The organism is Halomonas pelophila, assembly GCF_040196315.1.
Classification (GTDB): Bacteria; Pseudomonadota; Gammaproteobacteria; order Pseudomonadales; family Halomonadaceae; genus Halomonas; species Halomonas pelophila.
Genome location: NZ_JBEGCI010000003.1, coordinates 310,391 through 329,314 on the forward strand (window position 1 = coordinate 310,391; position 18,924 = coordinate 329,314).

At 69.4% G+C, this 18,924-nt stretch carries 19 protein-coding genes and 1 pseudogene; 14 read left to right on the plus strand and 6 right to left on the minus strand.

What is annotated here, in order from left to right:
• Positions 1 to 3 precede the first annotated feature (3 nt).
• Positions 4 to 318, plus strand: coding sequence for a chaperone modulator CbpM (locus ABE957_RS04885; protein WP_349757552.1), 315 nt, complete (start codon positions 4 to 6; stop codon positions 316 to 318).
• Between the two features lie 85 nt (positions 319 to 403).
• On the opposite strand, the gene ABE957_RS04890 is transcribed toward ABE957_RS04885, so the two are convergent.
• Positions 404 to 1,570, minus strand: coding sequence for an MFS transporter (locus ABE957_RS04890; RefSeq protein ID WP_349757553.1), 1,167 nt, complete (start codon positions 1,568 to 1,570; stop codon positions 404 to 406).
• A 140-nt stretch (positions 1,571 to 1,710) separates the two neighbouring features.
• Here ABE957_RS04890 and ABE957_RS04895 point away from each other — a divergent pair, with 140 nt between their 5' ends.
• On the plus strand, positions 1,711 to 2,061 hold the full coding sequence (locus ABE957_RS04895) for a metalloregulator ArsR/SmtB family transcription factor (protein ID WP_349757554.1): 351 nt from the start codon (positions 1,711 to 1,713) through the stop codon (positions 2,059 to 2,061).
• A gap of 31 nt (positions 2,062 to 2,092) precedes the next feature.
• On the opposite strand, the gene arsB is transcribed toward ABE957_RS04895, so the two are convergent.
• Complete coding sequence (gene arsB, locus ABE957_RS04900) at positions 2,093 to 3,169, minus strand: ACR3 family arsenite efflux transporter (protein WP_349757555.1); 1,077 nt, start codon at positions 3,167 to 3,169, stop codon at positions 2,093 to 2,095.
• Positions 3,170 to 3,348: 179 nt separating this feature from the next.
• Here arsB and ABE957_RS04905 point away from each other — a divergent pair, with 179 nt between their 5' ends.
• Together ABE957_RS04905 and ABE957_RS04910 are read left to right on the plus strand one after the other, a co-directional pair.
• The gene (locus tag ABE957_RS04905) at positions 3,349 to 3,963 is read left to right on the plus strand and encodes an ABC transporter ATP-binding protein (protein WP_349757556.1); all 615 of its coding nucleotides are present in this window, start codon (positions 3,349 to 3,351) and stop codon (positions 3,961 to 3,963) included.
• Positions 3,954 to 4,757: an ABC transporter permease gene (locus tag ABE957_RS04910; RefSeq protein ID WP_349757557.1), complete on the plus strand. Its 804-nt coding sequence runs from the start codon at positions 3,954 to 3,956 to the stop codon at positions 4,755 to 4,757. Before ABE957_RS04905 ends, ABE957_RS04910 begins: the two co-directional genes overlap by 10 nt.
• Before the next feature lie 93 nt (positions 4,758 to 4,850).
• Here the strand turns inward: ABE957_RS04910 and ABE957_RS04915 are convergent, their stop codons facing one another.
• Positions 4,851 to 6,038 (minus strand): acetyl-CoA C-acyltransferase, encoded by a 1,188-nt coding sequence (locus ABE957_RS04915; protein WP_349757558.1) that lies wholly within the window; start codon positions 6,036 to 6,038, stop codon positions 4,851 to 4,853.
• A 230-nt stretch (positions 6,039 to 6,268) separates the two neighbouring features.
• On the opposite strand from ABE957_RS04915, the gene ABE957_RS04920 reads away from it, so the two are divergent.
• The 5 genes from ABE957_RS04920 to ABE957_RS04940 all read left to right on the plus strand — a co-directional run bounded on the left by ABE957_RS04920 (position 6,269) and on the right by ABE957_RS04940 (position 12,785).
• Complete coding sequence (locus tag ABE957_RS04920; protein WP_349757559.1) at positions 6,269 to 6,838, plus strand: TetR/AcrR family transcriptional regulator; 570 nt, start codon at positions 6,269 to 6,271, stop codon at positions 6,836 to 6,838.
• Positions 6,839 to 7,078: 240 nt separating this feature from the next.
• Positions 7,079 to 8,758 (plus strand): AMP-binding protein, encoded by a 1,680-nt coding sequence (locus ABE957_RS04925; protein WP_349757560.1) that lies wholly within the window; start codon positions 7,079 to 7,081, stop codon positions 8,756 to 8,758.
• A 16-nt stretch (positions 8,759 to 8,774) separates the two neighbouring features.
• Positions 8,775 to 9,542: an SDR family NAD(P)-dependent oxidoreductase gene (locus ABE957_RS04930; protein WP_349757561.1), complete on the plus strand. Its 768-nt coding sequence runs from the start codon at positions 8,775 to 8,777 to the stop codon at positions 9,540 to 9,542.
• 243 nt (positions 9,543 to 9,785) lie between these two features.
• Positions 9,786 to 11,597 carry an acyl-CoA dehydrogenase C-terminal domain-containing protein gene (locus tag ABE957_RS04935; protein WP_349757562.1) on the plus strand — a complete coding sequence of 604 codons (1,812 nt, stop codon included), beginning with the start codon at positions 9,786 to 9,788 and terminating at the stop codon, positions 11,595 to 11,597.
• Between the two features lie 222 nt (positions 11,598 to 11,819).
• Positions 11,820 to 12,785 carry a zinc-binding metallopeptidase family protein gene (locus tag ABE957_RS04940; protein ID WP_349757563.1) on the plus strand — a complete coding sequence of 322 codons (966 nt, stop codon included), beginning with the start codon at positions 11,820 to 11,822 and terminating at the stop codon, positions 12,783 to 12,785.
• Between the two features lie 50 nt (positions 12,786 to 12,835).
• On the opposite strand, the gene ABE957_RS04945 is transcribed toward ABE957_RS04940, so the two are convergent.
• Positions 12,836 to 13,408 carry a hypothetical protein gene (locus tag ABE957_RS04945; RefSeq protein WP_349757564.1) on the minus strand — a complete coding sequence of 191 codons (573 nt, stop codon included), beginning with the start codon at positions 13,406 to 13,408 and terminating at the stop codon, positions 12,836 to 12,838.
• Between the two features lie 266 nt (positions 13,409 to 13,674).
• Between ABE957_RS04945 and ABE957_RS04950 the strand changes: the two genes are divergently transcribed.
• The 3 genes from ABE957_RS04950 to ABE957_RS04960 are packed head-to-tail and all read left to right on the plus strand — an operon-like array spanning position 13,675 to position 16,558.
• Entirely contained in the window at positions 13,675 to 14,529 is an 855-nt protein-coding gene (locus ABE957_RS04950) for an HTH domain-containing protein (protein ID WP_349757565.1), read from the plus strand.
• A complete protein-coding gene (locus ABE957_RS04955) occupies positions 14,529 to 15,377 on the plus strand; it encodes a hypothetical protein (RefSeq protein ID WP_349757566.1) in 849 nt (282 codons plus the stop codon). Before ABE957_RS04950 ends, ABE957_RS04955 begins: the two co-directional genes overlap by 1 nt.
• Positions 15,374 to 16,558: a hypothetical protein gene (locus ABE957_RS04960; protein WP_349757567.1), complete on the plus strand. Its 1,185-nt coding sequence runs from the start codon at positions 15,374 to 15,376 to the stop codon at positions 16,556 to 16,558. Before ABE957_RS04955 ends, ABE957_RS04960 begins: the two co-directional genes overlap by 4 nt.
• Positions 16,559 to 16,621: 63 nt before the next feature.
• Here the strand turns inward: ABE957_RS04960 and ABE957_RS04965 are convergent, their stop codons facing one another.
• A complete protein-coding gene (locus tag ABE957_RS04965) occupies positions 16,622 to 17,098 on the minus strand; it encodes a nucleoside deaminase (RefSeq protein ID WP_349757568.1) in 477 nt (158 codons plus the stop codon).
• A 346-nt stretch (positions 17,099 to 17,444) separates the two neighbouring features.
• On the opposite strand from ABE957_RS04965, the gene ABE957_RS04970 reads away from it, so the two are divergent.
• Together ABE957_RS04970 and ABE957_RS04975 are read left to right on the plus strand one after the other, a co-directional pair.
• Entirely contained in the window at positions 17,445 to 17,951 is a 507-nt protein-coding gene (locus ABE957_RS04970; protein WP_349757569.1) for a GNAT family N-acetyltransferase, read from the plus strand.
• 186 nt (positions 17,952 to 18,137) lie between these two features.
• Positions 18,138 to 18,263, plus strand: a pseudogene (locus tag ABE957_RS04975) (IS30 family transposase); the annotation flags it as partial.
• A 102-nt stretch (positions 18,264 to 18,365) separates the two neighbouring features.
• Here the strand turns inward: ABE957_RS04975 and ABE957_RS04980 are convergent.
• Positions 18,366 to 18,924, minus strand: a 559-nt coding sequence (locus tag ABE957_RS04980; RefSeq protein WP_349757570.1) for a Crp/Fnr family transcriptional regulator, incomplete at its 5' end; no start/stop codon positions are given.

Below are 18,924 nucleotides of genomic sequence, written 5' to 3' on the forward strand. Positions count from 1 at the left end.
GTCATGGCACAGCGGCGTATCGCCAGCGGCGAACTGATCGACGAGGCGACCCTGACCCTCGAGGAACTGGCTCGCGCCTGTTCGGTCGAGGCCGAATGGGTCGTCGAACGCATCGAGAGCGGCCTGCTGGCCGATGGTTCGCCCTATGTGGCGAGCTGGCGCTTCACCAGTCGTGACCTGACCCGGGCCCGGCGGCTGCGTCAGCTGGAACGTGACTTCGAGGCCGCACCCGAGCTCGCCGCCCTGGCGGCCGACCTGATCGAGGAGAACCAGCGTCTCCATGAGCGGCTACGGGCCGCCGGGCTCAGCGATGACTAGTCCCGTTTCCCGATGCTCGGCATGCTGCTCGGCGTCCTGCTGCAGGCAGCAAGGATCTCCCGGCGCGGTCACGGCGGCGTTTCGGTCAATCGAGACGCCGCAATGCCCATAGCCCCAACACCGGTCCCGGCAGCAGCCATAACAGCACCCAGGTCCCCTGGGCGGCCCACAGGCTCGAGGTGAGCGAGATCGCCGGGATGGTCAGGGCGAAGCCCACGGCGTTCATCACCGCGAGCGTCGAGCCGACCCGAGCGTGAGGGGCCGTGGCGGCGGCCAGCGCCGAGAACTGTGGCGAATCGGCGATCACCGTGAGGCCCCAGACGGCGAGCAGCACCAGCAGCAGCCCCGGCGGCGCCCAATACATCAGCGGGTAGGCCAGGCAGGTCAGCCCCGAGGTGGCCAGGGCGCGCCGTGCCACCCACAGGCTGCCCAGCCGCCGGCTCAGCTCGCCGCCCCCCACGCAGCCCACGAGCCCCAGGGCGATGACGCCGAACGACAGCCAGGGCACCAGGTCCATCGGGGCCTCCAGCCGCCCGAGCTCGCGAGCCACCAGAAAGGGCGTCAGCATCCACAGCGCGTAGAGCTCCCAGATATGGCCGAAGTAGCCGCCGGCCACGGCCCGGAAACGTGGTGCCCACAGGCCCGTCAGCCCCTCCCGCAGCCGGGTGGGGCCGGCCGGCGGGGGCAGGTGCGGGCCGTCGCCGAGCAGCTGGATGAACGCCCCGCCCGCCAGCGCCAGCAGCGAGGCGCCGAGCAGCGTCCACTCCCAGGCCAGGCCCAGGGTCGAGCCGCGCAGCAGGTGGGGCAGGGCGGTTCCCAGGGTGAGCATGCCGACCAGCCAGGCCAGCGCCGCGCCCTTGTGGGTGGGCGTCCAGCCGATGACGAGCTTCATGCCCAGGGGATAGATGCCGGCCAGGCACAGCCCAGTGGCGAAGCGCAGCAGCAGGCCGGCGACGGGGTGCTCGGCGGCCAGCACGAAGCCCGCGTTGACCACCGCGCCGAGCAGGCAGGAGACGGCAAAGATGCGACTGGCCCGGAAGCGGTCGGCCAGGCCGCTGGCGGCGATGCTCAAGGTGCCGAGAATGAAGCCGGCCTGGACGGTGAGCGTCAGCCGGCCGAGGTCGGCCTCGGTGAAGCCCAGGTCGCGGGACAGTGACAATCCCACCCCGTTGACGGAGAACCACAGCGAGGTGCCGCAGAGCTGGGCCAGCACGATGACGGCGAGCGGGTGGCGGTGCAGGAAAGGGCTCATGCGCGCAGCGTAGGCGTCGTTGGCCGATTCGTCGCGTGGCGCCCGCCAAGGCGCGGCGGGCTGGCGTGCCGTGCGCCGTGCTGCGCGCGCCGGCCCTCGTCGCGTAGAATCATGTCGATACTCCCTGGAGGAAAACCTCGATGTCGCTGGACCCGGTTCGTGTCTTCAAGTGCCTGGGAGATGAGACTCGCCTGATGCTGGTGCTGCTCGTGCTGCGTGAGCAGGAGCTCTGCGTCTGCGAGATGACCCATGCCCTGGAGGTCTCGCAGCCCAAGGTGTCGCGGCACCTGGCGCAGCTGCGCCAGTGCGGCCTGCTCGACGATCGCCGCGAGGGTCAGTGGGTCTACTACGGGCTGGAGGCTAGCCTGCCGGGCTGGGTGATGGCCACCCTGGAGGCGGCCGCCCAGGGTCAGGCGTCTCGTCTCGCGGCGCTGCGCGCTCGCCTCGCCGCGATGGGTAACCGGCCGGAGCGTCGCGCCGCACTCTGCTGATCCCCCGGAACCGTCACCTCGGGCCGCGTCCTCAGGCTGGTCCCGTCGGGAAGCGATCTCGGGTGGCGTTGGCGATGCGCACCAGGGCGAGCATCACCGGCACCTCCACCAGCACGCCGACCACCGTGGCCAGCGCCGCGCCCGACTGCAGGCCGAACAGCGCGATGGCGGCGGCCACCGCCAACTCGAAGAAGTTGCTGGCGCCGATCATCGCCCCGGGCGCGGCCACGCAGTGGGGCACCCGCCAGGCCTTCGCCCAGCCGTAGGCGAGGAAGAAGATCAGGAAGGTCTGCAGGATCAGCGGGATGGCGATCATCACGATGTGCAGCGGCGCCTTCAGGATGATCTCGCCCTGGAAGGCGAACAGCAGCACCAGGGTGATGATCAGGCCGATCGGCGTGATCGGGCTCACCCGCGTCATGAAGACGCTGTCGTACCACGCCTGGCCACGACGGGCGATCAGGGTGCGCCTCGTCAGCACGCCGGCGGTCAGGGGAATGACGATATACAGCACCACCGAGAGCGCCACCGTGTCCCAGGGGACCTGGATGTTCGAGACCCCGAGCAGCAGCACCACGATGGGCGCGAAGGCGAACAGCATGATCAGGTCGTTGAGCGACACCTGTACCAGGGTGTAGGCGGCGTCGCCGCGGGTCAGGGTGCTCCACACGAACACCATGGCGGTGCAGGGCGCGGCGCCCAGCAGGATGGCGCCGGCCAGGTACTGGCTGGCCACGGCCTCGGGCAGCCAGGGCCGGAAGACCACCATCAGGAAGAACCAGGCGATGGCGAACATCGTGAAGGGCTTGATCAGCCAGTTCACCGTGGTGGTGATGACAAGCCCCTTCGGCTGCCGGTGCACCCCGAGTACCGCGCTGAAGTCGATCTGGGCCATCATCGGGAAGATCATCGCCCAGATCAGTATCGCCACCGGGATCGACACCTGGGCCACCTCGAAGCGCGACAGGGTCTCCGGAATCACCGGGGCAAACTGCCCGAGCAGCACGCCGGCGACGATGGCCAGCGCCACCCACAGGGAGAGCAGGCGCTCGAAGAGCCCCATGCCCTCCGTCGTCTTCGGGGCGTCGGCGGTGGCGTGGCGCGTCATGGGCGGATCTCCCGGCGGGGTGGATGCCTCGACGATATATGATGTTCCATATGTCATCAATCGTCTCGCCGGCCCGGCGGCCGGGAGCTGCTATGCTCGGCTCCACGTGCTCCCTTCGGGACGTGACGTTGCCGGTCTCGAGGCCTGCGGCGTGAAGAACCTGCGCCATGGAGGCCTGCATGCCCGCCAATGATGCCTTGCGCCTGGATCGGCTGAGCATCGGCGATCTCGACGCCGTCAGCCTGACCCTCGACCCCGGCGAGATCCTCTGCCTGTCCGGTACCAGCGGCTCGGGCAAGAGCCGGCTGCTGCGCGCCGTGGCCGACCTGGAGCCCCACGGCGGCGAGGCCTGGCTCGGCGAGACGGCCCAGGCGTCGATCGCCGGGCACGCCTGGCGCGCCCGGGTGATGCTGGTGCCGGCGGAGAGCCACTGGTGGGCCGAGTCGCTGGGCGAGCACCTGCCCGACGCGCGTCTCGACGACCTCGAGGCCCTGGGCTTCGCCCCCGAGGTGCTCGACTGGCAGGTCGCGCGGCTCTCCTCGGGCGAGAAACAGCGCCTGGCGCTGTTGAGGGCGCTGAGCCGCGAGCCCTCGGCGCTGCTGCTCGACGAGCCCACCGCCAACCTGGACGACGCCACCACTCGCCGGGTCGAGGCGTGGCTCTGCGCGCGGATCCGCGCGCGCGCCTGGCCGGTGATCTGGGTCGCCCATGACCCGGCGCAGATCGCCCGGGTGGCCGATCATCATCGGCGCATCGTCGGGCATCGACTCGAGGAGGCGGGCGCATGGGCGTGATCGCGCTGGCCTGGTGGCAGCTGGCCCTGGCGGCCCTGATGGTGGTGGCGCTCGCCGGCTGCACGGTCGCCGCCCGGCTGGGGATGGGGCGCAGCCTGCTGATCGCCGCGGCGCGCACGGTGATCCAGCTCGGCCTGGTCGGCCTGGTGCTCGAGGCGCTCTTCTCGGCGGCCCGTTTCCATTGGGTGGCGCTGATGGCGCTCGGCATGCTGTTGATCGCCGGGCGCGAGGTGATGGCCCGCCAGAGGCGCCGGCTGCGCGGTGGCTGGGCCTTCGGCATTGGCACCGTGGCGATGTTCCTGTCGTCGTTCACCGTCACCGTGTTGACGCTCACCGTGATCATCGGCCCCGAGCCCTGGTATCGGCCCCAGTACGCCATCCCGCTACTCGGCATGATGCTCGGCAACACCATGACCGGGGTCGCCCTGGCCCTGGACCGCCTCACCGACACGGCCTGGCAGCAGCGCGCGGTGATCGAGAACCGGTTGATGCTCGGCCAGCGCTGGCAGGAGGCGATCGGTGATATCCGCCGGGAGGCGATGAGAAGCGGCATGATGCCGATGATCAACGCCATGGCCGCCGCCGGGGTGGTCAGCCTGCCGGGCATGATGACCGGCCAGATACTCGCCGGTAGCCCGCCGGCGCTGGCGGTGAAGTACCAGATACTGGTGATGTTCACCATCACCCTGGGCACCGGATTCGGCACCCTGGCGGCGGTGGCGGCGGGCAGCCGACGGCTGTTCGACGGCCGCGAGCGGCTGCGCCTGGAGCGCCTCTCGGCGCCTCGTTCCTGAAACTACCTGCCAAGTGAGCGCGCCCGCCGTAGGGCGGGCGCGTGGCAGAGCAGGCGGGTGAGGTGTGGGGGAGTGGGAAGCGTCGCCCCTCGATCAGTCGATCAGCTCCACGGCCACGGCGGTCGCCTCGCCGCCGCCGATGCACAGGCTCGCGATGCCGCGCTTGCCGCCCTTGGTGCGCAGGGCGTGAATCAGGGTGGCGATGATCCGCGAGCCGGTGGAGCCGATCGGGTGGCCCTGGGCGCAGGCGCCGCCGAACACGTTGACCTTGTCGTGGGGCAGCCCCAGGTCGTCCATGGCCATCAGCGTGACCACCGCGAAGGCCTCGTTGATCTCGAACAGGTCGACGTCGTTCACGCCCCAGTCGAGCTTCTTCATCAGCTTGTCGATGGCGCCCACCGGGGCGATGGTGAACTCGCTCGGGTGACGCGAGTGGGTGCTGTGGCCGAGCATCCGCGCGATGGGCCTGGCGCCGAGCCGGTCGGCCGCCGCCTGGCTGGCCATGATCAGGGCCGAGGCACCGTCGGAGATGGAGCTGGAGTTGGCCGCGGTGATGGTGCCGTCCTTGGCGAAGGCCGGACGCAGGGCGCGAATCTTGTCGAGCTTGGCCTGGAAGGGCTGCTCGTCGTGGTCGACCACGCTCTCGCCCTGGCGGCTGGTGACGGTGACCGGCGCCATCTCGGCGTCCAGGTGGCCGGCTTTGGTCGCCTCCATGGCGCGCTCCAGCGACGCGATGGCGAAGTCGTCGAGGCGCTCGCGACCGTAGTCGCGCTGGCTGGCGACGTCCTGGGCGAAGACGCCCATCAGCTTGCCGGTCTCGGCATCCTCGAGGCCGTCCAGGAACATGTGGTCCTTCAGCTCCCCGTGACCCAGGCGATAGCCGGCGCGGGCCTTGGTGAGCACGTGGGGCGCGTTGGACATGGACTCCATGCCCCCGGCCAGCATCACCTCGCCGCTGCCGGCGCGGATCAGGTCGTGGGCCAGCATGGCGGCCTTCATGCCCGAGCCGCACAGCTTGTTGATGGTGGTGGCGCCGCTGGCATCGGGGATGCCGGCCTGGCGCATGGCCTGGCGGGCCGGCCCCTGCTTGACGCCGGCGGGCAGCACGCAGCCCATGATGCCCTCGTCGATGGCATCGGCTGCGATGCCGGCGCGCTCGATGGCGGCGCGAATGGCCGTGGCCCCGAGCTCGGGGGCGGTGAGACTTGTGAGGCTGCCGAGCATGCCGCCCATGGGCGTGCGGGTGGCAGACAGGAAGACGATATCGTTGGACTGGCTCATGGCATGGCTCCCGAGGTGTCCGGCGCTGGCCGGACAGGATGAGGGTTGTCGTTGTTGGGTGCTTGTCGCTTGAGGCGTTGCGTTAACGGCCTGGTATCAAGAACCTTGCCTCAAGGTCTTGTCTTTAAGGGCTTGTCGTTCGGGCGGTTGCCTCGCGTTGACCCGGCGTCGGGCCTGTGGTCTTCTCAGGGTCAACCAAGCAAGCGCTAGTGTAAATCCCAATGAATGTAATGAATGACTCCCCGCGCCGCAAGGAATTGACCCGCCAGGCCGCCCAGTTGTTCGTCCAGGAGGGCTTCGACCGGACGACCGTGCGCATGCTCGCTCAGGAGATGGGTATCAAGTCCGGTAGCCTCTTTCACCATTTTCGCGACAAGCAGGAGATCCTCGCGGCGGTGATCGAGGAGGGCACCCAGAATGCCCTGATCATCGCCAGGGCGGCCCTCGACGACTGTGACCACACCGCCGAGGCGCGGTTGCAGGCCATGGCTCGCGCGCACCTGGAGACCCTGCTCACCGACCGCAACGCCCACGTGGTCGCCCTCTACGAGTGGCGCCGCCTCGACCCCGAGGCCCGCGATCACCTGAGTCACTTGCGCGATGCCTACGAGGCGCTCTGGGAGGCGGTGATTGACGAGGCGCTGGAGGCCGACCTGATCCACGGCGACCGTTTCCTGGTCTCCCGCTTCGTGATGGGCGCGCTGAACTGGACGGTGCGCTGGTACGACCCCGCCGGGCCGCGCTCGCCGGACGACCTGGCCCATGAGCTGGTCGCCATGATCACCCAGCGCCCCGCGTGATCCCTCGGGCGGCGCGACGCCCCATCGCTCCGCCCCGCTCGACCATCGTCTAGTCCCTTCTTGTCGCTCAGGGCTTGCCCCCTTCCCCGGTTGCCACTAGCGTGTACCGAACGCTTGCTAGGTTTACGCTTACGTTAACTGCAAAATAACCACGCAAGCCTGGGCACGCCAGCGTCCGCCCATTTCCATGGCCGCCACCGTTTGCCGATACAACAATCACAAACCGCGAGAGGGCAGAACATGAGCACCCATCCCGAGCAATCCCTTACCGACTACGCGAGCTATCTCGAGTCGTTTTCCGTCGATGAGGTCATCGCGCGCCTCGATGACCATCGCGATGGCCGCGCCAACGCCTTCGAGTCCTGCTGCGGGCGCCACGTGCGCGCCGGCCGGGGCGAGGTGCCGGCACTGATCCAGGAGGATGCCCAGGGCACGGTCACCACCCTGAGCTATGCCGAGCTGGAGGCCCAGAGCGCGCGCCTCGCCGGCTGGTTCGCCGAGCAGGGGCTGGGTGCGGGGGATCGCATCGCCTGCATGCTGCCGCGTACGCCGCAGCTGCTGGTGGCGGTGGTGGCCACCTGGCGCATCGGCGCGGTCTACCAGCCGCTGTTCACCGCCTTCGGCCCGGACGCCGTGGACTATCGCCTGGGTCGGGCCGATACCAAGCTCGTGATCACCGATCACGCCAACCGCTTCAAGTTCGATGGCCTCTCGCAGTGCCCGCCGGTACTCGCCGTGGGCGGCCCCGATGAGCAGCACGCCGACGACCGGGACTGGGCCCAGGCGATGGCCCACGCGCCCCTCGAGGCCGAGCCGCCGCGGCTGCCTCGCGAGGCCCCCTTCCTGCAGATGTTCACCTCTGGCACCGTGGGCAAGCCCAAGGGCGTGGCGGTGCCGCTCTCCGCGATGCCGGCCTTCGCGCTCTACATGGAGCTCGCCGTCGACCTGCGCGACAGCGACCGCTTCTGGAACATGGCCGACCCGGGCTGGGCCTACGGCCTCTACTACGCCATCGCCGGCCCGCTGCTGCTGGGCGTGACCACCCACTTCTGCGAGGCGGGCTTCAGCGCCGAAGGGGCGCTGGCCTTCATGAAGCGCCATGGCATCACCAACTTCGCCGCCGCGCCCACCGCCTATCGCCTGATGAAGGCCTCGGGGCTGTTCGACGATGCCCACCAGACCCTCGAGCTGCGCGCGGCAAGCTCCGCCGGCGAGCCGCTCAACACCGAGGTGGTGACCTGGGTGGAACGCTCGCTGGGATGCCCGGTGATGGACCACTACGGCCAGACCGAGACCGGCATGACCTGCAACAACCACCATGCCCTGGACCACCCCAAGCACGTCGGCGCGATGGGGGTGCCGATGCCCGGCTACCGCCTGGCGATCCTCGATGCCGAATACAACGAGCTGCCGTCGGGAGAGCCGGGCGTGCTGGCCGTGGATATCGCCAATTCCCCGGCGCACTTCTTCGCCGGCTACACCTGGCAGGAGAAGCACCCCTTCGCCGAGGGCTATTACCTCACCGGCGACGTGGTGATCAGAAACGAGGACGGCACCTTCCAGTTCGCCGGTCGCGACGACGACATCATCACCACGTCCGGCTACCGGGTCGGCCCGACCGACGTGGAGAATAGCGTGATGACCCACCCAGCGGTCGCCGAGTCGGCCGCCGTGGGCCAGCCCGACGAGATCCGCGGTGAGGTCATCAAGTCCTACGTGGTGCTGCGCGAGGGGTATGAGGCGAGCGACGCGCTGGCCGACGAGATTCGCCAGCAGGTGCGCGAGCGGCTCTCGACCCACGCCTTCCCGCGGGTGATCGAGTTCGTCGACGTGCTTCCCAAGACCCCCAGCGGAAAGATCCAGCGCTTCAAACTGCGCGCCGACGCCTCCGACAAGGCGAGCGGTGCACCCGTCACCTGACATCGAGGAACCCTGCATGAACGTGAAGGACAATACCTTCCTGATCACCGGCGCCGCCTCCGGGCTGGGCGCGGCCACCGCCGAACGACTGGTCGCCGGGGGCGGCCGGGTGGTGCTCTGCGACTTGAGCGACGCGGTCGAGGCCCACGCCGAGACGCTGGGCGAGGCGGCCCGCGCGGTGCGCGGCGACGTCACCTCCGGCGACGACATCCAGGCGGCCGTCGAGGCCGCCGTGGCCCTCTCCGAGGGGCGCGGCCTCGCCGGGGTGGTGCACTGCGCCGGCGTGGTGAGCGTGGGCAAGCTGGTCGATCGCGAGGGCAACCCCGCCGATCTCGAGGCCTACCAGCGCACCCTCCAGATCAACCTGGTGGGCACCTTCAACGTGATGCGCCTGGCCGCGGCCGCCATGGCGAAGAATGAACCCGGCGAGGATGGCGAGCGCGGCGTGATCATCAATACTGCCTCCGTCGCCGCCTTCGACGGCCAGGTGGGGCAATGCGCCTACAGCGCCTCCAAGGCCGGGGTGGTGGGCATGAGCCTGCCCGCGGCGCGCGAGCTCTCGCGCCACGGCGTGCGGGTGATGGCCATCGCCCCCGGCGTCTTCGAGACGCCGATGATGAGCGAGATCCCCGACGAAGCCGCCCAGGCCCTGGCCGCCGCCGTGCCCTTCCCCAAGCGCCTGGGCAAGCCCGCGGAGTTCGCTCGCCTGGCCGAGCAGATCGTCACCAACCCCATGCTCAACGGCGAGGTGATTCGCCTGGACGGCGGCATTCGCATGCAGTAATCCGGCTATGCCGGGAGCTGTAAGCCATAAGCTCGAAGCGTGATGAGGAACACCCTCGCAGCCTTGCTGCGGGGGTGTTTTCTATAGGGCTGGCAGGTTCACGCCGACTTCCAGTTTTTAAAACGAGCGCTTGACTCATGTCGGGTGGAGGGATAATTTCAAACACATGTTTGAAAGCGGCCGTTGCCGCTGGCTGCGCCCGATCCCCGGCGAGCCCGTTCAGCCCCCTTCAGGAGAGACGACATGCCCGACTACCAGGCCCCCCTGCGCGACCTGCGCTTCGTGATGGACGAGATGCTCGACTACCCGGCCCACTATGCGCGCCTGCCGGGCGGCGAGGACGCCACCCCCGACGTGGTGGACGCCATCCTGGAGGAGGGGGGACGCTTCGCCCGCGAGGTGCTGCTGCCGCTGAACCAGAGCGGCGACCGCGAGGGTTGCCGGCTGGAGGGCGGCGAGGTGAAGGCGCCGAAGGGCTTCAAGCAGGCCTACGCCCAGTACGTGGAGGGCGGCTGGCCGGGGCTCGCCGCCGAGGCGGAGCACGGCGGCCAGGGCCTGCCGGCCTCGCTCGGCATGGTGCTCAACGAGATGATCTGCGCCACCAACCTGGCCTGGGGCATGTACCCGGGGCTCTCCCACGGCGCCGCCGACGCCCTGCGTCACCACGGCAGCGAGGCGCAGAAGGCCACCTACCTGACCAAGCTGGTCGAGGGCAGCTGGACCGGCACCATGTGCCTGACCGAGCCCCACTGCGGCACCGACCTGGGGCTGATCAAGACCCGCGCCGTGCCCCATGACGACGGCAGCTATGCGATCACCGGCACCAAGATCTTCATCTCCGCCGGCGACCACGACCTGGCCGAGAACATCGTCCACCTGGTGCTGGCCAAGCTGCCGGACGCCCCGGCGGGCTCCAAGGGCATCTCGCTGTTCGTGGTGCCCAAGTTCCTGCCCGACGGTGACGGTAACCCTGGGGAGCGCAACGGCGTCACCTGCGGCTCCCTCGAGCACAAGATGGGCATCCACGGCAACGCCACCTGCGTGATGAACTTCGACACCGCCCGCGGCTTCCTGGTGGGCGCGCCCCACAAGGGCCTGGCCTGCATGTTCACCATGATGAACGCCGCGCGCATCGGCGTGGGCATCCAGGGGCTCGGCCTCACCGAGGCCAGCTTCCAGAACGCCCTGGCCTACGCCCGCGACCGCCTGCAGATGCGCGCGCTGGCCGGCCCCAAGGCCCCGGAGAAGCCCGCCGACCCGATCATCGTCCACCCGGACGTGCGCCGCATGCTCCTGACCCAGAAGGCCTTCGCCGAGGGCGGCCGGATGCTGGTGCTCTATACCGCGCAGATGATCGACCTGGTCGAGCACGGGACCGACGCCGCCGAGAAGGAACGCGCCGAGACCCTGCTCGGCCTGCTGACGCCGATCGTCAAGGCCTTCCTCACCGAGGTCGGCTTCGAGGCCACCAACGAGGGGGTGCAGGTCTTCGGCGGCCACGGCTTCATCCAGGAGTGGGGCATGGAGCAGCTGGTGCGCGACGCGCGCATCACCCGCCTTTACGAGGGCACCACCGGCATCCAGGCCCTTGACCTGCTCGGCCGCAAGGTGCTGATGAGCCAGGGCGAGACCCTCAAGGTCTTCACCAAGGAGATCCACCAGTTCTGCCAGGCCGAGGAGGGCAACGCCGAGCTCGCCGAGTTCGTGCGCCCGCTGGCCAAGCTGAACCGGGAGTGGGGCGAGCTGACCATGGGCGTGGGCATGAAGGCCATGAGCGACCGCGAGGAGGTCGGCGCGGCCAGCGTCGACTACCTGATGTACGCGGGCTACGTGACCCTGGCCTACCTCTTCGCCCGGGCCGCCCGGCAGGCCCGCGCCGCCCTGGCCGAGGGCGGGGACGAGGCCGCCTTCTACCGCGCCAAACTGGATACCGCGCGCTTCTACTACCAGCGCCTGCTGCCGCGGACCCGCGCCCACAAGGCCGCCCTCGAGGCGGGGGGCGAGACGCTGATGGCGATCGGCGCCGAGGACTTCGGCCTGGGCTTCGAGATCTGATGCCCTCGGCATGACGGAGCGGCAGGAATGCTCTCGCTTCGAAGCCTGCGATGGAGGTGACGAGGGATGGCCCCCGCCGTCCCTCGTCACCTCCCAGGCGACGCGTTCGGGTCCTGCCGGGCGTCACCCTCCGGACGGTTGATCGGGGACCCCGGAAAGAGCAGGATGAAATGACATTGCGTCGTGCCACCTGGCCCGTCGTGCCCACGGAGTCCCTGCCTCATGCGTGTCTTTGCCAACCCGGTCGGTGCCGGATCCATCTGGTTCGACAACCTGGCCACCGCCGACGGAACGCCCGTGGCCTATGACCCGCAGGCCAGGACCTTCCTGCCCATGCCGCCCTTCTGTGCCAACCGCGAGGTCATCGGCTGCAACTGGATCGCGCCCGAACAGGGCGCCTTCTGCCGGTCCTGTGCGATGACCGAGCTGGCACCGGCCCCCGCCATCCCCAATGCCATGCCCAACTGGGCGCAGACCGAGGCCGCCAAGCGCTGGGTGCTCGACAACCTGGGCCGCTGGCACTGGTTCCGACCCGAGGACCCCGGCGCTCGTCCCGTGTTTCACATGCTGGCCGAGGGCCCGACCCCGGTGCCCATGGGCCATGTCGGGGGCGTGGTGACGATCAGCGTGGCCGAGGCAGACCCGGTCCTGAGCATCACCCGTCGAGAGGCCCTGGAAGAGCCCTACCGCACCATGATCGGCCACATGCGCCATGAGATCGCGCATATGCTCTGGTGGCGTCTCAGCCTGCGGGAGGATTTCCTGGCGGCCTTCCGGGAGATGTTCGGCGATGAGCGGGCGGATTATCCCGCCGCGCTCCAGCGCCATTACCACAACGGCCCGCCGCCCGGCTGGCGCATGAGCTTCCTGACCTCCTATGCCTCCGCGCATCCCCATGAGGACTGGGCCGAGACCGCCGCCCACCTGTTGCACCTGACCGATATCACCGACAGCTTCGTCGCGGCGGGCCTCTCCTCGCCGGAACTGCCGAGCGCCTCCTGGGACCCCTACGTGGAGCCAGACGCCGAGCGTCTGATCCATGTCGCGGCCACGCTGGTGGCGGGGGTCAACCACGTCAACCGCGCCATGGGACTGTCCGATCTCTACCCCTTCGTGCTGTCGGACATCTCCCGCCGCAAGCTGGTCTTCGTGCATGACTGGCTGCGTCGAGGTGCCCAGGGGCGTTGAGTCGGGCCCAGGACCCGGCACATGACACGGTGTCCTGGCCCGCCGTTTCTTCAGAGCCGACAGTCGATGCGGTCTGCGCGCGCCTCGATCCTGGGCATCACGGTCTGGTCGATGAACGCCTGGCGATGGCCACCATAGCCCTCCGGTGGCGGTGACGGGTTCTCGCCCAGATCGATGATCGTGGCATGGGCCCGACGCAGAGACGTGCAGCTCTCCTCGGGCCTCTCCTGACGCTCGAGCACCGTCGACAGGTTGTAGTGGATATCGAACGCCAAAGGACGGATCTCGGGAATCGTGTCACTGATCCTGCCGGCTTCCCGCAGGGCCACCTCCGCCTCGTCCAGGTCGCTGGTCATCTCGTAGACCCGCCCGTACTCGTTCATGATCGCCGCCTCGAGGTGTCGGTAGTCCCGTTCCTCTGGATCGAGGCCTTCCAGGTGTCGTTGTGCCTGATGAAGACTGGGGAGGGCGCCCCGGGGTCGACCCTGTTCCAGCCAGGCCCTTGCGGAATGGACCAGTTCCCAGGGGTCCGAGGTAGCCGGCGGGGTGCCGTAGGGGCTGGCGGCACAGCCGACGAGGATGAGCGTGGTGGCGAAGACCCACAGCGCACGTCGCATGTTCATGGCGCCCCCTGGGGAAACCGGCCCGGCGCGGGCCCCTTGCCCTGCGCCTCCCGGCATTCTAGTGCAACCCCGAGGGCCTGCGCTTTCTGGACCGGGGCATCTGGCGCTGGCCCTCCTGGTGAAGGCATGATGGCGCCAAGCTCACTACTGTGTGGCCGTTGCCGCGAGGCGCATGGCAGACCAGAATCGACCCGAACGACCGGCGACGGCAAGATGCCCCGCCGCCACATGAGAGCGACGCGTGCCAGGCACGCAAGGAGCCAGCCATGTCCCGCACGATCCGCCTGCAAGCCCTGATCCGGGTGTTGCGCCACCGCACGGACCCGATCGGCGGACCCGAGCTTGCCGAGCTGTTGGGCATCACCCTGCGGACCCTTTATCAGGACATCGCCACGCTGCGGGCGGTGGGGGTCGAGGTCGTCAACGAGGCTGGCCAGGGCTATGTGCTGCCGCCCGACATCGCGCTGCCTCCTGCGTCACTGGCGGACCCCGCCCCGCGGGCGTCGGGTGAGCTGATCTTCTACACCAATCCGCTCTCCCGGGGCGGCATCGTCCACTGGATGCTCGAGGAGCTCGGCGTCTCCTATCGCACCGTGGTGCTCGAGTACGGCCCCCCCATGAAGTCGCCCGACTATCTGGCGCTCAACCCCATGGGCAAGGTGCCGGCGATCCGCCACGGCGACGCGGTGGTCACCGAGGCCGCCGCGATCTGCGCCTACCTCGCCGACGCCTTTCCCGAGGCCGGGCTGGCGCCGCCGCCCGCCGAGCGGGCCGACTACTACCGCTGGCTGTTCTTCACCGCCGGGCCGCTGGAGGCTGCCCTGGGGCTCGGGCTGCTGGGCGTGCATCCCACGCCCGAGCAGCAGGTACAGCTCGGCTGCGGCGACGTCTGGGCGGTGTTCGACACCCTCTCCGCCGCGGTCGCCGGGCGTCGCTATATCGCCGGCGACCGCTTCAGCGCGGCGGACGTCTACGTCGGCTCCCACCTCGGCTGGGGCATGCACTTCGGCACCGTGCCGCGGCGGCCCGAGTTCGAGGCCTACTGGGCGGGCCTGAGGGACCGGCCGGCGCGCGCCCGCTGCGAGGCGTTCGTCGAGCAGGCCCTCTCGCCGCTGGCCTGATGGCGGGGCGCGGGACGATCAGTGGGCCGCTGCGCCGCCACGGCCACCTGGCCCTGGCGGCACTGATGCTGCTGGTCTGGTCGTTTTCGAGCGACGACTGGGCCGGCGCGCTCTTCCTGCCGGTCTGGGTGGTGGCCACCCAGCTGATCGTGGTCGGCAGCCTCGAGGCCGCCCGGCTGCGGCGGCGGGCCTGGCTCGGCCAGTACCTGCGCGACGACTCCCCTTGGCGGCGCTGGCTCGAGGGCGGGGCGCTGATGGTGCTGCGCCACCAGCTCGTCGGCGCGCTGCTCGCCCTGGTGCTGCTGGTCGACCTGCGCCTGCTCTCCCTGGCGGAGTGGCCGCTGCTGCTGGCCGCGCTGCCCGCGCTGGTGCTGGCCAGACACCGTCTGCGGCGGCGGCTATCTCGCCATGTCGTGGCCGAGTACCTGCCGGCGGTGACCCGTCGCCTGCTGGTGGCGCCCATCGCCGCGCTGCTGGCCCTGGCGATGGTGCTGGCGGCGCTCTGGCTGCCCCAGCCGTGGCTGGTCGAGCTTGGCTGGGAGGAGGCGATCACCCGCCACCTGGCGGCCGGCGAGGGTGGCGGGCTGCTCGGCGTCTTCGAGCGGCTGGCCGCCAGCGCCGAGCTCACCCGGCAGTGGGCCATGCAGAACGCCGTGGAGCGCCTTCACCTCGCCACGCCGGTGGCGGTGCTGGGCTGGCTGGTGCTGCTGCTCACCCAGGGCGCCGTGGCCTGGGCCTATGTTCGCCTGCTGGTGGGCGCCGAGGCGCTGCGCCGCGAGGGCCGCTCGCCCCGCAGGGGGCCGTCGGGCGAGCCGGCGCCGGCCACCGATCGGGAGACGCGACCGTGAGCGAGAGCCGCGAGGCCGTGACCCCGCCTGCCGGGCGCGCCCCGGCGCGTGCCTCCCGCTGGCGCGGCTGGGCGCTCTCGACCCTGATGGTGCTCCTGCTGCTGGCGGCGCTCGAGGCCGGCCATCGCGTTCTCGAGACGCGCAGTCAGGCGCCGCTCTACCGGGTGATCGTCGCGGGCGAGTCGCTGACCCTGGAGGCCGAGGCCCACGCCGCCTTCTCTCGCGATCTCGAGCGGCTCGCCGCCGAGGCCGAGACGGCGCTGGCCGCCCGCATGGCGTCCTGGACCGAGGCCCGCCTGGCTCAGGCCTTCGCGCCGCTTGAGGCGGCGGTGCCGGGCTATCTCGACTGGTACTTCTCCCTGGGCGGCAGCTACCTGCGACTGGCGATGGGGCTCGCCGGCGACCCGGCCACCTGGCTCGAGGCCCAGCGCCAGCGGCGGCTGATCGAGGCGAGCGGCATCGAGACGGCCCTGGCCGACCTCCAGACGGCGCATGCGGCGCGGCTCGCCCGCGAGCAGCGGGCCGTGGTGGAGGCGATGAGTGCGACGCTGCTTGAACGCTACGCCCCGCGGAGTGTTTCTGGCGCGGAGGCGCCTGGAGTGGCGCCGCTAACCATTGATCTGGATGGCCGGATGGACGAGGCGCTGCTGACCACGCTGGACGCCCGCCGCTGGCAGGCGGCCGCGCTGGGCGGCAGCGGCATCGGACTGATGGTCGGGCGGCCCCTGGCGCGCAGGCTGGCGGCAGGGGCCGTGGGGCAGGGCGGCCGGGTGGCGCTGCGCGCCCTGGCGACGCGGCTGGGGGCCGGGGCCGCCCGTTCGCTGGCCAGTGGCGGGGCCGCGGCGGCGGTGACGGCGCCCACCGGCCCCGGCGCCCTGATGGTGGGCGCGGCGACCACCGCCGCGGGGCTCGCCGGGCTCGTCGGCGGCGAGCTCGCCCTGTTGAAACTGCAGGAGGCGCACCAGCGCCCGGCCCTCGAGGCTCGGCTGTTTGAGGGCATGGCAGAGGCCCGCCGCGACGCCGCGGGTGCGCTCGGTCTCACCGTGTCGGCTGCCGCCGTGCGGCTGGCGGAGGGGCTGGAAGCGCCTGTCGGACGAAGCGAACCAGCAGCGGGCGAAGCGCGGCCCGAGGCCTATCGCATCCTCGATCGGCTCGGCCTCACGGCGGAGTCCGACGTCTGACTCCCGGCGCCTGAGCCACGACACTTTGCTCAACGCGGCGCGGCGCCGGGGTGGGGCAGTGGCTCAGACCCCGTGCAGGCGGCGATGCAGGGCGTGGACCCTTTCGGCGAGTTCCGGCACCGGCCCCTCGACCGTCGCACTCGGCACGATCTCCTGGATCGGCAGGGTGTTCACGGGCGGCGGGGCGATGCCCATCTCCTTGAGCCAGCCGCCGAGCTGCTCGGAAGAGCTGGCGTAGACGATGCGCCCCAGCCCCACCCAGCCGTGGGCGGCCGCGCACATCGGGCAGTGCTCGCCTGAGGTGTAGACGGTGGCCCGGGCGCGCTCCTCCGGGGGCAGGTTCTCCGCGGCCCAGCGGGCCAGGAAGAACTCCGGGTGCTGGGTGGCATCGCCGCCGGCCACGTGGTTGTGGTCCTCGACCAGCACCGCGCCGTCGCCGCTCACCAGCACCGAGCCGAACGGTTCGTCGCCGGCCTCCAGGGCCTCCTCGGCCAGTTCCACGCAGCGCTCGAGGTGCTGCTTGTCGGTTTCGCTGATCATCGTCGTTCCCTCCTTTGAATGTGGCGTGCCTTCTCATCATACGACTCGCCGGGGGCGTTTTCATGAGGGGGCGGGTCTCGACGTTTCGGCGATGGCGGCCCTAAGCCGACTGAGCTAGGCTGGGTCTGCCACAAGGAAAACGACCCTCTAACGAGGCGCTTCAGGAAAGCAGGGAACGCGACATGGCAGCGAGATTCCACGACTCCTCATCGGCTGGGCGGCATTTGTTTGTGAAACGGCTGATAACCATTTCCCAAGCGAATGCCGATGTTGTTATGGCTGCTATCGACCCAAAGCGGCCTTCCCAGGGAATTCTGAACTGTTAGCCCTCGAGAGAGAGTGTGCGATGAACCTGCTTGTCCGTCAGGAGTTATCTTCAGATGCTGCAGCCGTCCACGACCTAACGCGCGTTGCGTTCCTTAACGCGCCACACGTGGCGCATACCGAACAGTTCATTGTTGATGGCCTGCGCAAGGCTGGTGCCCTTGCCATCTCGCTCGTGGCTGAGCAGGAGGGAGAAGTCGTAGGCCATGTGGCGGTATCGCCGGTTTCGATCTCGGATGGTTCTGAGGGCTGGTATGGGCTCGGCCCAATCTCGGTCAAGCCGGAACTTCAAAGAAAAGGCATCGGCAGTCTCCTCATGCACAGTGCTCTGCGTCTATTGCAGGAGCAAGGCGCGGCTGGCTGTGTATTGGTGGGAGATCCAGCGTATTACTCACGTTTCGGCTTCAAGCCTGAATCCAGCTTGATACTGTCTGATGTGCCACCGGAGTATTTTCAGGCATTGTCGTTTGGACCATCGTTCCCCAGCGGAGTGGTCACGTTCCATGAGGCGTTTGGTGCACGGGGCTAGGTGTTTAGTCCCGGAGTGTAATGGTCCATGGTAGGAATGAAGTGGCGGGTATCCGAATCCTTCCCCGGTGACACGGTAAAGGTCAGTGGCCACCCATGCCGCAACTGCATAGGTGACGCATGGCAGGTAGACGATAATCTCGGCTCCGCGAGGAGTAGGCTGCAGCGCTTCGGCCTCGGCCATCACCTGATCGATGGTCACTGGGAGGGCGATCTTATCATGGGCGCCAACAATCGCTCCGCCGTCGGTACGCAGGTGGAACGCACCGCGCGCTTGGTGATCCCGGCGAAAGTGGATGGCACCACGGCCACGGAGGAACTCGACGAGCCTTCCAGGCTCACTACCCGACCGCACCGCAGATGGCTAGGAGGATCGATGAGCCAGGATATCAGCGTGATCGTCTCCGGAGCACCATCAGGACGTTCCGGCTAGCGCGCCTCCTTCGGTGATGACCCGACGGTAGATGCTTCGATCGGCGGCATAGCAGCCACAGGCGGCCTCGATCAGGCCCGCCCGATCCAGCACCGTGATATCCCCCCGCTGATAGCGGATCAACCGGCGCCCCTGAAGCGCCATGGCGGCCAGGGTGATGCCGGCACGACGGACCCCCAGCATCATGGCCAGAAACTCGTGGGTAAGATGCAGCCGATCCGAGTGCGCACGATCCTGAGTCATCAGCAGCCAGCGCGCCAGGCGCGCCTCGACCTGATGAAAGTGGGTACATGCCGCCACCTGGGTGAGCTGGTGCATCAGCACATAGAGATAGCGCTTCAGCAGCGCCTGAAGCGCAGGGCACTGCTCCAGGTGACGGCCCAAGGCCGCCGCCGGCATGCGCAGTGCCGAACCGGCTCCCTGCACCAGAGCGCGCAAGGGCGACTCATCGAGCCCCAGGATCAAGGGCATTCCCAGCATCCCTTCACTGCCGACCATCGCCACTTCCAGCCGCTCACTGTCGCCCAGACTGGCAATCAGG

Coding starts and splice junctions, on each gene's coding strand:
- ABE957_RS04885 (WP_349757552.1), top strand. CDS start 4: ATGGCACAGCGGCGTATCGCCAGCGGCGAACTGATCGACGAGGCGACC.
- ABE957_RS04890 (WP_349757553.1), bottom strand. CDS start 1,570: ATGAGCCCTTTCCTGCACCGCCACCCGCTCGCCGTCATCGTGCTGGCC.
- ABE957_RS04895 (WP_349757554.1), top strand. CDS start 1,711: ATGTCGCTGGACCCGGTTCGTGTCTTCAAGTGCCTGGGAGATGAGACT.
- arsB (WP_349757555.1), bottom strand. CDS start 3,169: ATGACGCGCCACGCCACCGCCGACGCCCCGAAGACGACGGAGGGCATG.
- ABE957_RS04905 (WP_349757556.1), top strand. CDS start 3,349: ATGCCCGCCAATGATGCCTTGCGCCTGGATCGGCTGAGCATCGGCGAT.
- ABE957_RS04910 (WP_349757557.1), top strand. CDS start 3,954: ATGGGCGTGATCGCGCTGGCCTGGTGGCAGCTGGCCCTGGCGGCCCTG.
- ABE957_RS04915 (WP_349757558.1), bottom strand. CDS start 6,038: ATGAGCCAGTCCAACGATATCGTCTTCCTGTCTGCCACCCGCACGCCC.
- ABE957_RS04920 (WP_349757559.1), top strand. CDS start 6,269: ATGAATGACTCCCCGCGCCGCAAGGAATTGACCCGCCAGGCCGCCCAG.
- ABE957_RS04925 (WP_349757560.1), top strand. CDS start 7,079: ATGAGCACCCATCCCGAGCAATCCCTTACCGACTACGCGAGCTATCTC.
- ABE957_RS04930 (WP_349757561.1), top strand. CDS start 8,775: ATGAACGTGAAGGACAATACCTTCCTGATCACCGGCGCCGCCTCCGGG.
- ABE957_RS04935 (WP_349757562.1), top strand. CDS start 9,786: ATGCCCGACTACCAGGCCCCCCTGCGCGACCTGCGCTTCGTGATGGAC.
- ABE957_RS04940 (WP_349757563.1), top strand. CDS start 11,820: ATGCGTGTCTTTGCCAACCCGGTCGGTGCCGGATCCATCTGGTTCGAC.
- ABE957_RS04945 (WP_349757564.1), bottom strand. CDS start 13,408: ATGAACATGCGACGTGCGCTGTGGGTCTTCGCCACCACGCTCATCCTC.
- ABE957_RS04950 (WP_349757565.1), top strand. CDS start 13,675: ATGTCCCGCACGATCCGCCTGCAAGCCCTGATCCGGGTGTTGCGCCAC.
- ABE957_RS04955 (WP_349757566.1), top strand. CDS start 14,529: ATGGCGGGGCGCGGGACGATCAGTGGGCCGCTGCGCCGCCACGGCCAC.
- ABE957_RS04965 (WP_349757568.1), bottom strand. CDS start 17,098: ATGATCAGCGAAACCGACAAGCAGCACCTCGAGCGCTGCGTGGAACTG.
- ABE957_RS04970 (WP_349757569.1), top strand. CDS start 17,445: ATGAACCTGCTTGTCCGTCAGGAGTTATCTTCAGATGCTGCAGCCGTC.